Annotated in this window: 12 protein-coding genes and 1 pseudogene; 5 read left to right on the plus strand and 8 right to left on the minus strand. The window is 72.3% G+C overall.

Annotated elements, in window-relative coordinates; translation table 11 throughout:
* Nucleotides 1-867: pseudogene (locus HF577_RS33215) on the plus strand (hypothetical protein); the annotation flags it as partial.
* A gap of 49 nt (nt 868-916) precedes the next feature.
* Here the strand turns inward: HF577_RS33215 and HF577_RS33220 are convergent.
* Genes HF577_RS33220 through HF577_RS33230 form a run of 3 tightly spaced genes read right to left on the minus strand, consistent with a single transcriptional unit; the run spans nt 917 to nt 3,896 of the window.
* Nucleotides 917-1,690 (minus strand): ATP-binding cassette domain-containing protein, encoded by a 774-nt coding sequence (locus HF577_RS33220; RefSeq protein ID WP_312859545.1) that lies wholly within the window; start codon nt 1,688-1,690, stop codon nt 917-919.
* A 41-nt stretch (nt 1,691-1,731) separates the two neighbouring features.
* Nucleotides 1,732-2,787 carry an ABC transporter permease gene (locus HF577_RS33225; RefSeq protein ID WP_169399960.1) on the minus strand — a complete coding sequence of 352 codons (1,056 nt, stop codon included), beginning with the start codon at nt 2,785-2,787 and terminating at the stop codon, nt 1,732-1,734.
* A gap of 44 nt (nt 2,788-2,831) precedes the next feature.
* On the minus strand, nt 2,832-3,896 hold the full coding sequence (locus tag HF577_RS33230) for a substrate-binding domain-containing protein (RefSeq protein WP_169399961.1): 1,065 nt from the start codon (nt 3,894-3,896) through the stop codon (nt 2,832-2,834).
* A gap of 140 nt (nt 3,897-4,036) precedes the next feature.
* On the opposite strand from HF577_RS33230, the gene HF577_RS33235 reads away from it, so the two are divergent.
* The 3 genes from HF577_RS33235 to HF577_RS33245 all read left to right on the plus strand — a co-directional run bounded on the left by HF577_RS33235 (nt 4,037) and on the right by HF577_RS33245 (nt 5,960).
* The gene (locus tag HF577_RS33235; RefSeq protein WP_169399962.1) at nt 4,037-5,068 is read left to right on the plus strand and encodes a LacI family DNA-binding transcriptional regulator; all 1,032 of its coding nucleotides are present in this window, start codon (nt 4,037-4,039) and stop codon (nt 5,066-5,068) included.
* Nucleotides 5,069-5,208: 140 nt separating this feature from the next.
* Nucleotides 5,209-5,589, plus strand: a complete 381-nt coding sequence (locus HF577_RS33240; protein WP_169399963.1) for a MerR family transcriptional regulator — start codon at nt 5,209-5,211, stop codon at nt 5,587-5,589.
* Nucleotides 5,590-5,621: 32 nt separating this feature from the next.
* Nucleotides 5,622-5,960, plus strand: coding sequence for a thioredoxin family protein (locus tag HF577_RS33245; protein WP_169399964.1), 339 nt, complete (start codon nt 5,622-5,624; stop codon nt 5,958-5,960).
* Here HF577_RS33245 and HF577_RS33250 read toward each other — a convergent pair.
* Complete coding sequence (locus HF577_RS33250) at nt 5,950-6,495, minus strand: AAA family ATPase (protein WP_169399965.1); 546 nt, start codon at nt 6,493-6,495, stop codon at nt 5,950-5,952. The genes HF577_RS33245 and HF577_RS33250 overlap by 11 nt on opposite strands.
* A 62-nt stretch (nt 6,496-6,557) precedes the next feature.
* Here HF577_RS33250 and HF577_RS33255 point away from each other — a divergent pair, with 62 nt between their 5' ends.
* Nucleotides 6,558-9,905 (plus strand): error-prone DNA polymerase, encoded by a 3,348-nt coding sequence (locus HF577_RS33255; RefSeq protein WP_169399966.1) that lies wholly within the window; start codon nt 6,558-6,560, stop codon nt 9,903-9,905.
* A gap of 12 nt (nt 9,906-9,917) precedes the next feature.
* Here the strand turns inward: HF577_RS33255 and HF577_RS33260 are convergent, their stop codons facing one another.
* The 4 genes from HF577_RS33260 to HF577_RS33275 all read right to left on the minus strand — a co-directional run bounded on the left by HF577_RS33260 (nt 9,918) and on the right by HF577_RS33275 (nt 12,850).
* Entirely contained in the window at nt 9,918-11,159 is a 1,242-nt protein-coding gene (locus HF577_RS33260; protein WP_169399967.1) for an NAD(P)/FAD-dependent oxidoreductase, read from the minus strand.
* Between the two features lie 47 nt (nt 11,160-11,206).
* Nucleotides 11,207-11,689: an RrF2 family transcriptional regulator gene (locus HF577_RS33265; protein WP_169399968.1), complete on the minus strand. Its 483-nt coding sequence runs from the start codon at nt 11,687-11,689 to the stop codon at nt 11,207-11,209.
* Nucleotides 11,690-11,717: 28 nt separating this feature from the next.
* Nucleotides 11,718-12,371, minus strand: a complete 654-nt coding sequence (locus HF577_RS33270; protein ID WP_169399969.1) for a GPR1/FUN34/YaaH family transporter — start codon at nt 12,369-12,371, stop codon at nt 11,718-11,720.
* Nucleotides 12,372-12,526: 155 nt separating this feature from the next.
* A complete protein-coding gene (locus HF577_RS33275; RefSeq protein WP_169399970.1) occupies nt 12,527-12,850 on the minus strand; it encodes a putative quinol monooxygenase in 324 nt (107 codons plus the stop codon).
* Nucleotides 12,851-12,984: the final 134 nt, after the last annotated feature.

Consider the following 12,984-nt stretch of genomic DNA (forward strand, 5'->3'; position numbering starts at 1 on the left):
GCGCTGGTGCGGGTGCAGGCGCTCCTCGGTCCGGAGTCGGTGTTCACCGGGGTGCTGGTGGGTGGGCGGGATCCCGCCGAGCAGATCCGGCTGGTGCCGTGGGGTGACGACCGGGCGCTTGACTCCGGACCGGCGGTGTCGCCGGCCGTGGCCACCGGCGAGGTGTGGTCGGAGCTCTGGACGCCCGGGACGACGTCGGCTCCCGCGGCCCGGACCCCGGCGGGCGACGCGGGGCAGGAGCGGGGGGTGACCGGCCAGGGGACCGGGCCCGCGGCGGCTGCGCCGGGGCCTGCGGGCCGGGCGGAGCCGGTGCGTGGAGCGGGCGGTGCTGCTCCCGTGGATCCGGCACCCGAGGTGGCCGCAGCCTGGCGTTCCGCGGCGCCTGCGGGGTGGCCGGAGGACGTGGTGCAGGAGACCGGGCGGGTGTCCGCCGCCGAGGTGGCCGCCGCGGACGGGAACGGGGGGACGGCACCCTCCACGAACCGGCGGCGCCGGGTCCCCGTCCCGCGTCGCCCCACCGGCCGGCCCGCGGTGCCCGACCCACCGCCGTCCTGGCCGGGGCGGCTGCCCGCGCCGTCCCCGGCGACGGTGCCCCCGCAGCCGCTCCCCGCAGAGCTGGTCGACGCCACGGGGGCTCCGGTCCGGCTCACCGCGCCCGACCTGCTGTCCGCTCCTCCCCACCACCTCCTGGTGGACGACGGGAACCCGCAGATGGTGCAGGGCTGGGCGGGTCCCTGGCCGTTGCACCAGCGGTGGTGGGTGGGCGAGGGGTCGAGCAGCAGGCTCCAGGTCGCCGTGGACGGCGGCGTGGCGCTGCTGCTGCTCGCCCGGGAAGGGAGGTGGTGGGTCACGGGCATCTACGACTGACCCCTGTGCGCGGACGCGGGTGCGGGAGCTCGTGTCCGCGCACGGGGCCTCAGGCCACGGGCGGCGGCGCCTCCGTGGCCCCCGTCATGATCGCGACCGCGTCCGACATCGTGTGGGACTGCGGGGTGATCACGGCGGCGCGCCGTCCGAGCCGCTGGATGTGGATCCGGTCGGCGATGTCGAAGACGTGCGGCATGTTGTGGCTGATGAGGATCACCGGCAGGCCGCGGTCGCGGACGTCCCGGATGAGCTGCAGCACCCGGTTGCTCTCCTTCACGCCGAGCGCCGCGGTCGGCTCGTCCAGGATCATCACCTTGCTCCCGAACGCGGCCGACCGGGCCACGGCCACGCCTTGGCGCTGACCGCCCGACAGGCTCTCCACGGCCTGCCCGATGTTCTGCAGGGTGGCGATCCCCAGCTCGCTCATGTGCCGGCTGGCCTCGTCCTTCATGCGCTTGCGGTCGAGCATCCGGAACACCGAGCCGAGGACACCGGGCTTGCGCACCTCCCGGCCGAGGAAGAGGTTGTCGGCGATGTCGAGGCCCGGTGCCACGGCCAGCGACTGGTAGACGGTCTCGATCCCGGCCCGGCGGGCGTCCATCGGGTTCTTGAAGTGCACCTGCTTGCCGTCGAGCAGGATCTCGCCGCTGTCGGGGATGATCGCCCCGCACAGCGCCTTGATCAGGCTCGTCTTGCCCGCGCCGTTGTCGCCGATCACGGCGAGGATCTCACCGGGGTAGAGCTCGAGGTCGCCGCTGGCGATGGCCGTGACCATGCCGTACCGCTTCACCAGGCCCTTCGCCTGCAGCACCGGCTCGCGCACCGGGCTCTTCTGCGACCCCGCCTCCGCACTCGTCTCGGCGGTCATGCGCGCACCTTCCTGATCCACTGGTCGATGGAGACCGCGACGAGTACGAGCAGGCCGATCGCGCACCCCTGCCAGACGACGTCGACCCCGCCGAGCTGCAGGCCGTTGCGGAAGACCCCGACGATGAGCGCACCGACGAGCGTGCCGAGCACCAGGCCGCGTCCGCCGAACAGGCTGGTACCGCCGAGCACGACGGCCGTGATGGAGTCGAGGTTGTACTCGACCCCGACGTTCGGGCTGGCCGAGGCGAGCCGCCCCATGAGGACCCAGGCGCCGATCGCGTAGAGCAGCCCGGCCACCGTGTAGACGGAGAACAGCACGTGCCCGGTGCGGATGCCGGCCAGGCGCGCGGCCTCGATGTCGTCGCCGGTGGCGTACACGTGCTTGCCCCACGCGGTGTTGGACAGCGCGTACCAGAACACGGCGAAGAGCAGCAGCATGATGATCGAGCCGTAGGTGATCCGGAATCCGCCGAGGCTGAACGTGGTGCCGGTCCACGTCATGATCGACGGCATGTCCGAGCCGCGCACGGTCTCGCTGCGGGACACCACGGAGTTGAGCGAGAAGAAGATGCTCAGCGTGCCGAGGGTGACGATGAACGGCGGGAGCCCGAGCCGGGTGACCAGCAGCCCGTTGATCGCGCCCATCGCCGTGCCCAGCACGAGACCGATGATCAACGCGAGCGCCCCGGGCACGCCGAGGTCCGTCGCGAGGTTCGCCATCAGGATCGAGGAGAACACCGCGATCGCGCCGGCCGACAGGTCGATGCCCGCGGTGAGGATGATCAGGGTCTGACCCAGCGCCAGCACCGCGATGACGGTGACCTGGGCGAGCACGAGCCCGAGGTTCGCCGCCGAGAGGAACCGGCCGCTGACGATCGAGAACACGATGATCGCGAGCACCAGCACGGCGAGGGGCCCGAGGATCGGGTTGGCGTGCAGGACGTGCTGGATGCGTTGGAGCGGTGACTCCGACCGGCGCTCGTCGAAGCCCGTGGCCCCGGGGTCGGGCACCGTGGCGGTTCCCCCGCCGGAGGACGTGTCGTTCGCCATGTGGATGCACTCCTTCGTGCGTCAGGCGTGAGGGGAGCCGGGGATCAGCCCCAGCAGTTCGCTGCTCCGAAAGCGGTGTCCTTGGAGGGGACGCCCGGCTGCGGCTGGTCGGTGATCAGCTCGACGCCCGTGTCGTAGAAGCTCTTGCCCGCCGTGGTCTCGGGCTTGGTGCCGTCCTTGGCGAACTTCGCGATCGCCTCGATGCCGAGCGAGGCCATCTTCAGCGGGTACTGCTGCGACGTGGCGCCGATCGCGCCGGACTTCACGGCCTCGACGCCGGGGCAGCCGCCGTCGACGGAGACGATCGTGACGTCGTTCTGCCGGCCCGCCGCCTTCAGCGCCTCGTACGCGCCGGCCGCGGCAGGCTCGTTGATGGTGTGGACGAGGTTGATCGACGGGTCCTTCTGGAGCAGGTTCTCCATCGCGGTGCGCCCACCCTCCTCGGCGCCGTCGGTGACGTCGTGCCCGACGATGCGCGGGTCGGACTCGTCGCCGATCCGGGTCTTGTCACCTACGTCCACGCCGAAGCCGTCGAGGAAGCCCTGGTCGCGCTGGACGTCGACCGACACCTGGTTGGCGCTCAGGTCGAGCATCGCGATCCTGGCCTGCTTGCCCTCGGCGTCGAACTTCGCCTTCGCCCACTGCCCGATGAGCAGGCCCGCCTGGTAGTTGTCGGTGGCGAACGTGGCGTCGGCGGCGTCGGCGGGATCGATCGGGGTGTCGAGCGCGATCACGAGCATCCCGGCCTGCCTGGCCCGGTCGAGGGCGGGCACGATGGCCTTGGAGTCGTTCGCCGTGATGAGGAAGCCCGACGCTCCGGCCGAGATCAGGTTCTCGATCGCCTGCACCTGCGACTCGTTGTCGCCGTCCTGCTTGCCGGCGAACGTCTGCAACTGCACGCCCTGGGTGGCGGCCGCCGCCTGCGCGCCCTCCTTCATCTTCACGAAGAACGGGTTGGTGTCGGTCTTGGTGATCAGGCCGACGACCGGTTGGCTCCCGCTCGCGGCGCCGCCCGTGTCGCCGCCCCCGCACGCGGCGAGGGCGAGCGCCGCAGCCATCCCGGTGGCCAGAGCGGCCGCCCGGCGTCGTGCTGTCCATGCCTGGCTCATGTGCTGCGACCCTTCGTCATCATTGACATCTGGTAGCGAACGAGACAACGTTGTCATCGACTGTGACCACTTTGTGGCGACTTCACAAGACCCGGGTCGCCGTCGAGCCGTAACAACTTGGCAACGTTGACTGGGGAACCATGAGCCTCCGCGAGCCCGGTGGGCGCCGCCCGACCATGCGTGACGTCGCGGCCCGCGCGCAGGTCAGCTTCAAGACCGTCTCCCGTGTCGTCAACGACGAGGGCGGGGTCTCACCCCCGCTCGAGCGGCGCGTGCGGAAGGCGATCGACGAGCTCGACTTCCGTCCCAACGTGGGAGCCCGCATCCTGCGCCGGTCGGATCGCAGGACGGCATCGATCGGGTTGCTCCTCGAGGACGTCGCCAACCCGTTCTCCGCTGCCGTACAGCGCGCCGTCGAGGACGAGGCCGAGCACCGGGGAGTGGTGGTCTACTCGGCAAGCCTCGACGAGGACCCCGCCCGCGAGCGCGCACTCGCGAAGGCGTTCGGCGCCCGCAACGTCGACGGCCTGCTGCTCGTTCCGGCGGGCGACGACCAGTCGCACCTGGCCGCCGAGCTGCGCGCGGGCACGGCGATCGTCTGCGTGGACCGCGAGGCGAACAACCTCCCGGTCGACTCGGTGGTCACCACCAACGAGATCGGGGCGGCGGAGGGCGTGCGCCATCTCGCCGCTGCCGGGCACCGGCGCATCGCGTTCCTCGGGGACCGCACCACCATCGCCACCGCCCGGCAGCGCTACGTCGGCTACGAGGAGGCGCTGCGGGGGCTCGGGCTGTCGGTGGACCCTGCGCTCGTGGTGCGCGACGTGCGCGATGCGGGTGTCGCCGACGGCGCGGTCACCGCCCTCCTCGGGCGCCCCGACCCGCCCACGGCGTTCTTCACGGCGCAGAACCTGGTGACCGTCGGGGCGGTGCGGGCGCTGCGGAGGCTGGGCCGGGAGCACGCGGTCGCCCTGGTCGGGTTCGACGACTTCCTGCTGGCCGACCTGCTGCGCCCCGGCGTCACGGTGGTGGCGCAGGACCCCACCGCGATCGGCCGGATCGCCGCCGGCCTGCTCTTCGCCCGCATCGACGGGGACACGAGCCCCCCGCAGCGCCGCCTGGTCCCCACGACCCTGATCCGCCGGGGCTCGGGCGAGATCGCCCCGGACTGAGGTTCAGGGCTGAGGTTCAGGGCTGAGGTTCAGGAAAGCCACTTTCCTGCCCGGAGAGGACCTGAAAGTGGCTTTCCTGAACTTCGGGGGGCCGCGTTCGGGCTGGCTTTCTCGTCGGCGGCAAGGTTTAGCGTCGGGGCATGCGGATCGGGGAGCTGGGGCGTCGGGCCGGGGTGAGCACCCGGGCGCTGCGCCACTACGAGGAGCTGGGTCTGCTGCCCGCGCGGCGCCGGGCCAACGGCTACCGCGACTACGACGAGCGCGACCTGCGGGTGGTCGCCGAGATCCGGTCGCTGGTGGATCTCGGTTTCGCGCTCGAGGAGACGCGCCCGTTCGTGGAGTGCCTGCGCGCCGGGCACGCGACCGGCGCGAGCTGCCCCGACTCCCGTGCCGTCCAGCGTCGCAAGGTAGCCGAGGTCGACGACTGGATCACGCGGCTGCATGCCGTGCGCGACCAGCTCGTCGCCCAGCTCGGTGAGGCGCCCGAACCGCGCTGCGCCGTCACGCCCCACGACACCTGACCCCGTCCGTGCGGGGACCCGAAGGAGATTTCATGATCGTCACTGTCACCGACGCCACGTTCGACGAGCTCGTGCTGCGCGCCGAGCTGGCCGTGCTGCTCGACTTCACCGCGGAGTGGTGCCCGCCGTGCCGGATGATCGAGCCGGTGCTGCGCGAGATCGCCGCGGAGCAGGAGGGACGGCTGGTCGTCGCCCGGCTCGACGTCGACGCCAACCCCGCCACGGCGCGTGACGCGGGCGTCCTCGGGATGCCGACGCTCAACCTCTACGTCGGTGGGCGGGTCGTCACGCAGGTGGTGGGGGCGCGGCCGAAGGCGGCGCTGCTGCGCGCGATCGAGGACCACCTCCCCGCGGGGGTGCTCAGCGCCTGACGGACGGGGCCCGGCCGAGGTGCTCCAGCACGGTGGCCGTGAGCTCGGGCACGCGCTGCCTGCCGTCGAGGAACACCGTGCCGGTGGGCAGGCGGTCCGTCGTGGCCCGGCACCGCTCGATCTGGGCCACGCACCAGGCCCGGACGTCGGCGTCGCGCCCGGGGTCGTCCGGCGTCATCGTGCGGCTCTCGATCCGCTGGACCAGGACGTCCCGAGGCACGTCCAGGTAGAAGTGCCGCACCGTGATCCCGCCGACGGCCGCGATGATCTCGTCGAGGTAGGCGGCTTCCACCAGTGTCATCGGCACGAGCAGCGGGCGGTGGTACTCCTCGAGGAGCCCGACGGCCATGGCGGCGACCTGCCGCCGCCACAGGGGGAGGTCCTGGAAGTTCCCGGTGGGGACGTCCACGATCTCGCGGAGCACGTAGCCGACCTGTTCGGGGTCGAACACCAGCGTCGCGGGCCACTGCCGGTGCAGCTCGCGGACCAGTGTCGTCTTCCCGCTGCCGAACGCGCCGTTCACCCAGACGATCACGGGGGGACTCTCGCACGCGCGGGAAGTTGAAAGGATCATCGAACGTATGTTCGACTTGCGGGGTGGGCTGGAACAACCCGGACGTCCCGTGGCGTGAGCTGGAGGCTGCGCTCGCGGGCAATGCGCGTGACGGTGCGAGCGTCTCCGGCGGGCCGGAGGTCGACGGCGGCGACAGCCCGGCGTGGTCGCGCAAGCGCGAGCCCTACGTCCCGCCGGAGCTGCCGGAGCCGCAGCACCGTGTCCCGTACGCCGAGCTGCACTGCCACTCCAACTTCAGCTTCCTCGACGGGGCGAGCCATCCCGAGGAGCTGGTCGAGCAGGCCGCGCGGCTGGGTCTCGACGCGATCGCGCTCACCGACCACGACGGCATGTACGGGGTGGTCCGGTTCGCCGAGGCGGCCGCCGAGCTGGGGGTGCGCACGGCCTTCGGCGCCGAGCTCTCCCTCGGCCTCACGGCTCCGCAGAACGGCGTGGCCGATCCGGAGGGCAGCCACCTGCTGCTGCTCGCCCGCCACCCCGACGGCTACCGCTCGTTGTGCCGCACCATCAGCACCGCCCAGCTGGCGGGGCAGGAGAAGGGCCGACCGGTCTACGACTTCGACGAGGTCGTGGCCGACACCGCGGGGCAGGTGGTGGTGCTCACCGGGTGCCGCAAGGGCGCGGTGCGCCAGGCGTTGCGCACCGGCGGCCGCGACGCCGCCGGGAAGGAGCTGCGCCGCCTGGTGGAGCGGTTCGGGGCCGACCACGTGGTCGTCGAGCTCACCCACCAGGCACTGCCCACCGACACCGAGCGCAACGACGTCCTCGCCGATCTCGCGCGTGACGCCGGCCTGCCCACCGTCGCGTCCACGGCGGCCCACTACGCCGCCCCGCACCGGTTCCCGCTGGCCACGGCGCTGGCAGCGGTGCGGGCCCGGCGCAGCCTCGACGACGCCGACGGCTGGCTGCCGCCCGCGGGCACCGCCCACCTGCGGTCGGGCGCGGAGATGGCGGCCCGGTTCGACCAGCGCTACCCGGGTGCGGTGGCGCGGGCGGCGGCCCTGGGGGTGGAGTGCGCGTTCTCGATCGACCTGGTGGCGCCCGAGCTGCCGCCGTTCGACGTCCCACCCGGGCACACGGAGGCGAGCTGGCTGCGGGAGCTGACCTTCCGGGGGGTCGCCCGCCGCTACGGCAGCCACGCCGAGTACCCGGAGGCCGTGGAGACGGTCGAGCGCGAGCTGAAGATCATCGAGGAGAAGAACTTCCCCGGCTACTTCCTGATCGTCCACGACATCGTCGAGTTCTGCCGTCGCACCGACATCCTCTGCCAGGGCCGCGGGTCGGCCGCCAACTCCGCGGTCTGCTTCGCGCTCGGCATCACCAACGTCGACGCCGTGGCGCACCGGCTGCTGTTCGAGCGGTTCCTGTCCCCGGCCCGGGACGGCTACCCGGACATCGACCTCGACATCGAGTCCGGTCGTCGTGAGGAGGTGATCCAGTACGTCTACCGCCGCCACGGCCGCGGGTGCGCCGCCCAGGTGGCCAACGTGATCACCTACCGGCCGCGCTCCGCCGTCCGCGACATGGCGAAGGCGCTGGGGTTCTCACCGGGCCAGCAGGACGCGTGGAGCAAGCAGATCGAGCGCTGGCACGGCCCGGTGGGGGACACGGCCACGGCGCCCGCCGGGATGCCCGACCGGGTCGTCGAGCTGGCGAACGAGCTGCTCGGCTTCCCGCGCCACCTCGGCATCCACTCCGGCGGCATGGTCATCTGCGACCGGCCCGTCTCCGAGGTGGTGCCCGTCGAGTGGGCGCGGATGGAGGGCCGCACCGTCGTCCAGTGGGACAAGGACGACTGCGCTGCCGCGGGCCTGGTCAAGTTCGACCTGCTCGGGCTGGGCATGCTCACCGCGCTGCACCTGATGATCGACCTGGTGGCCGAGCACCACGGCAAGCGGATCGAGCTGCACGAGCTGCAGCCCACCGACCCCGCCGTGTACGCGATGCTGCAACGGGCCGACTCGGTCGGGGTGTTCCAGGTGGAGTCACGCGCGCAGATGGCCACGCTGCCCCGGCTGAAGCCGCGGATCTTCTACGACCTGGTGGTCGAGGTGGCGCTGATCCGGCCCGGGCCGATCCAGGGCGGCTCCGTGCACCCCTACATCCAGCGGCGCAACGGCGCGGAGTGGAAGCACGACCACCCGTTGCTGGCCAACGCGCTGGACAAGACGCTCGGCGTGCCGCTGTTCCAGGAGCAGCTCATGCAGGTGGCCGTCGACGTCGCGGGGTTCAGCGCAGGCGACGCCGACGAGCTGCGCCGTGCGATGGGCTCGAAGCGCTCGGAGGAGAAGATGGAGCGCCTGCGGGAGCGGTTCTTCGCCGGGATGGCGGCCAACGGCATCACCGGCGAGGTCGCCGACGGGATCTTCCGGAAGATGCTGGCGTTCGCCAACTTCGGGTTCCCGGAGAGCCACTCGATCAGCTTCGCCTCGCTCGTCTACTACTCCGCCTGGTTCAAGCACTACTACCCGGCGGCGTTCTGCGCGGCGCTGCTCAACTCGCAGCCGATGGGCTTCTACTCGCCCCAGTCGCTGGTGGCCGACGCGCGGCGGCACGGCGTGCTCACGCGAGGCCCGGACGTCAACCTGGGACGGGCCGAGGCGGTGCTCCAGCCGGATGCGCTCAGCACGGGTGGGCAGGCGATCCGGCTGGGGCTGGCCGAGGTGCGGGGCGTCGGCCTGGAGGCCGCCGAGGAGATCGACGCGGAGCGGGAGCGGGGCGGCCCCTACCGCGACCTCGCCGACCTGGCCGGCCGGGTGCGGCTCACCGTGCCGCAGGCCGAGGCGCTCGCCACGGCGGGGGCGTTCGGGTGCTTCGGGGTGGACCGGCGCTCGGCGTTGTGGGCGGCGGGGGTGGTGGCCGCGGTGCGTCCCGAGCAGCTGCCCGGCACGGCCGTCGGGCTGGACGCGCCTGCGCTGCCCGGCCTCACCGGCGTCGAGCTCACCGCCGCGGACGTGTGGGCCACGGGCGTCTCCCCGGACAGCCATCCGATGCAGCACCTGCGGGAGCGGCTCGACGGGCTGGGGGCGGTGCGGATCGACGGGCTCGACGCGGTCGGGCGCCACCTCGTGGCAGGCGACCCCGAGCAGACGCCGCCCCGGGTGCTCGTGGGCGGGCTCGTGACCCACCGGCAGCGGCCGGCCACCGCGCGCGGGGTCACGTTCGTCAACCTCGAGGACGAGAGCGGGATGCTCAACGTCACCTGCTCGGAGGGGTTGTGGGCGCGCTACCGCACGGTCGCGATGGGCAGCACGGCGTTGCTGGTCCGGGGGCGGCTGGAGCGCAGCCCGGAAGGCGTGCTGAACCTGGTGGCCGACCGGTTGCAGCGGCTGGCGCTCACCGTGCCGGTGAAGTCCCGCGACTTCCGGTGACGGCCCGGCGGCTCACACCGCCGTGGTCGTCGCATCGGCGGAGGCCCTCCACGTGGTGCTGCGGTAGTCGGCCCTGGCGAGGATCGCCTCCGCGTCGTCCACGGGTGGGTAGATCGCCACCGCGCTGATCAGGTGCTTGAGGTCCTTCGCGTCCTGCCCGGTCTTGCGGACCGTCCGTTCCCACCCGGTCGTGAGCACCGCCCCGGCGGCGCCGAGGTCGAGGCAGGTGACGTAGGGCTCGGGCTCGAACGGGACCTGCGGACGGCCGAGGAGATCGGCGGCGACGTTGTGCCCGGCGTACTTGCCGAGGGGCTGGGCGTGCTGGCTGCTCTGCATGACGGGATGGGTCTCGTCCGCGAGCGCGGCGGAGGTGTCACCGGCGGCGTAGACGTCGGGGGCTCCCACGACGCGCAGGTACTCGTCCACGTGCAGCCGACCGAGCTGGTCGCGCTCGGTGGGGATGTCCGCCGTCAGCGGGCTGGCGGTCATGCCCGCCGTCCAGATGACGGTGCTCGCGGCGATCTCGCTCCCGTCGGAGAGCCGGACCCCGGTCGGGGTCGCGCTCTCCGGCGTCACGCCCAGGCGCTGCTCGACGCCGAGCCGGGCCAGCGCCTCGAGGATCAGCGGGCGGGGGCCGGCACCGAGCTCGGGGCCGACGACGCCCTCCCGCTCCACCAGCACGACGCGGACCTGCTCGGCCGCCCCCACCGGCGTCGCGATGTTGCGGAGCCTGCCCACGAGCTCGGTGGCGACCTCGAGGCCGGCGAACCCCGCACCGACGACGACGGCGGTGAAGCGGCCGTCGCCGACCGCGTCGGCGGGCAGCCGGTGCAGGTGGCTGTGCAGCCGCGCCGCTCCCGGCATCGTGTCGACGTCGAAGAGGTGCTCGGCGCCGGGCAGGTCCGGCCGGACCAGCTGGCTGCCGGTCGCGAGCACGAGCCGGTCGTAGGTCAGCTCCGCCGTGCGCCCGTCCCGGCCGACGACGGTGACGCGCCGCGCGTCCGTGTCGATCCCGGTCGCCGTGGCGGCCACCCGCCGGACGCCGATCGGGCCGAGTATCCGGTCGAGCGGCACCCGCATCCGGTCCGGATCGGACTGGTACATGCGCGGCCGGATCACGATGTCGTCACCGGCGGAGACGAGGGTGACGCGGAGGTCCGCCGCGGGCACGCCGGCGGCTCGGCGGGCCCGCACCGCGCCGGCGGCGGCCCAGACACCCGCGAACCCGCCACCCAAAACCAGGATATCTGACATCCAGATTCACCTTCCACTCGTCGACGACCTCGGCAACTCGGAACGATCTAGTCGCGCCCGTACGTCCGGCGGACCATGGGCGCGACACCCGGCGCGCGCGCATCGGCTTCCGCGCGGACGTCGGCGATGGTCTGCGCGGCGAGCGACCTGCGCCACGCCAGCTCGGCCCGCTGCATGCCGGCGCTCACGGCGCAGGGGGCCCGGAAGGTGCCGGCGGGCAGGTTCTCGCCCATGCCGCGTCGGCGGATCTCCGTGCACTGGAACGCGTCGTCCGGGCCCTCGATCGCGGCCACCACGTCCATCAGCGTGATCTCCTGGGCCGGGCGCGCCATGCGGAACCCGCCGCGGGCGCCGGGCACCGACACGAGCAGGCCCGCTCGGACCAGGGCTTGGAGCTGCTTGTTCAGGTACGCGGGCGGCAGCTCGTAGTTCGCGGCCAGCTGCGCCGTCGGGACGGGCTCGTCGTCACCGAGCCACGTCATCGTCAGTAGCGCGTGCACCGCCCACTCGACGCCCCGTCCCATCCGCATAGCTGGATACTACGTATCCCGGTTGCGGCTACTGCTGGATCGGATCACCCATCGGCATGGCGTTGCCGCCGAGCTCCTGCGTCATCGCGTCCACGAAGATGTAGGCGTAGATCGCGCAGAAGACGAACGTCGTGATGCCGCCGAGCGTGGCGAACAGCTCGTTGCCGTTCACCACGAAGCCGAGCACGAGCGCGAGCGTGGTGCACACCACCGCGAAGCCCGAGGTGTAGGCCAGCGGCAGTCGCAGCGTGGCCACGGTGAGCGTCGCGAAGACGATGAGCCACGACAGCACGAAGGTGGCCGCGACGTTCTGGAGCTGCTCCGTGCGCAGTGACGGCGCGGTGGAGATGCCGAACCAGCCGTTGATCGCGCCCAGCACCAGGAACCCGAAGCTCAGCCAAAACGCGGAGAACGTGCCGAAGATGCCGGCGAGGGCACCCTGCCCGACCCGGACCCCCCAGATGCACGCCACCAGCAGAAACAGGCCCGACGAGACCGTGACCGCGGGGATCATGCCGCCCGGCAGGGTGGCGGTGTCGAGGTAGCCGACGAGCCAGAGGCCGAGGGTGACGCCCCCGGACAGGAGAGCGGGCAGGCCGAGCAGAGCCGGGTTGCCGCCGGGGACGGTCGCGGCGGCGGGCGTCTCGTTCTGCGTCCGGGGCCGGACATCCCTCACACTCATCCACTCGCTCCTCGTTGAGGCGGCCGGCCCCGGCGTGATACGCCGGATGGGTCACATTGTGCGCCCGATCGACCTCGTTGCGACACCGCTGCGAGGTCCGATCAGCCCCTCATCGGGTGCTGTGGACGAGCCGGAGCCCGTCCGCGCCGCGGGTGCTACTCGGGCGAGACCTCGGCCATCTCGGACCACGCCTCGCCGTCCAGATCCTGGTAGTTGATCCGGGGCTTCTCCGAGACCACCCGCGGCATCCACGTGAAGAAGTTCTTGGCGTGGTCGGTGGCGACGTGCGCCGAGCCCGCGTCGGAGTCGGCGAACACCTCGACGATCGCGAACTCGTTCGGGTCCTCGCCGTTCGCGAAGTAGTCGAACGAGACGTTGCCGGGCTCGCTCCGCACGTCGGCGGTGTACTGACTGATCCCGGCCAGCCACTCGTCGCGCTTCTCCGGGCGGATCTTGGCCCTCAGGACGATGAGAATCACGTGAACCTCCATGGGCGGGTGAGCGGTTGACCGGATGTCTTGCCGGATCGACGACCGGCAGTCTGCCACGCCCGGGGTCCTGAACGGACGGGCGACTCGCACGCGGAAAACGGGCGACTCGCGGGGTCGGGGCG

Source organism: Pseudonocardia xinjiangensis (assembly GCF_012911925.1).
Lineage (GTDB): Bacteria > Actinomycetota > Actinomycetes > Mycobacteriales > Pseudonocardiaceae > Pseudonocardia > Pseudonocardia xinjiangensis.

Excerpts from the sequence above, each read along its gene's own strand:
- HF577_RS33225 (WP_169399960.1), bottom strand. The coding sequence starts at position 2,787 with ATGGCGAACGACACGTCCTCCGGCGGGGGAACCGCCACGGTGCCCGAC.
- HF577_RS33230 (WP_169399961.1), bottom strand. The coding sequence starts at position 3,896 with ATGAGCCAGGCATGGACAGCACGACGCCGGGCGGCCGCTCTGGCCACC.
- HF577_RS33235 (WP_169399962.1), top strand. The coding sequence starts at position 4,037 with ATGAGCCTCCGCGAGCCCGGTGGGCGCCGCCCGACCATGCGTGACGTC.
- HF577_RS33240 (WP_169399963.1), top strand. The coding sequence starts at position 5,209 with ATGCGGATCGGGGAGCTGGGGCGTCGGGCCGGGGTGAGCACCCGGGCG.
- HF577_RS33245 (WP_169399964.1), top strand. The coding sequence starts at position 5,622 with ATGATCGTCACTGTCACCGACGCCACGTTCGACGAGCTCGTGCTGCGC.
- HF577_RS33260 (WP_169399967.1), bottom strand. The coding sequence starts at position 11,159 with ATGTCAGATATCCTGGTTTTGGGTGGCGGGTTCGCGGGTGTCTGGGCC.
- HF577_RS33265 (WP_169399968.1), bottom strand. The coding sequence starts at position 11,689 with ATGCGGATGGGACGGGGCGTCGAGTGGGCGGTGCACGCGCTACTGACG.
- HF577_RS33270 (WP_169399969.1), bottom strand. The coding sequence starts at position 12,371 with ATGAGTGTGAGGGATGTCCGGCCCCGGACGCAGAACGAGACGCCCGCC.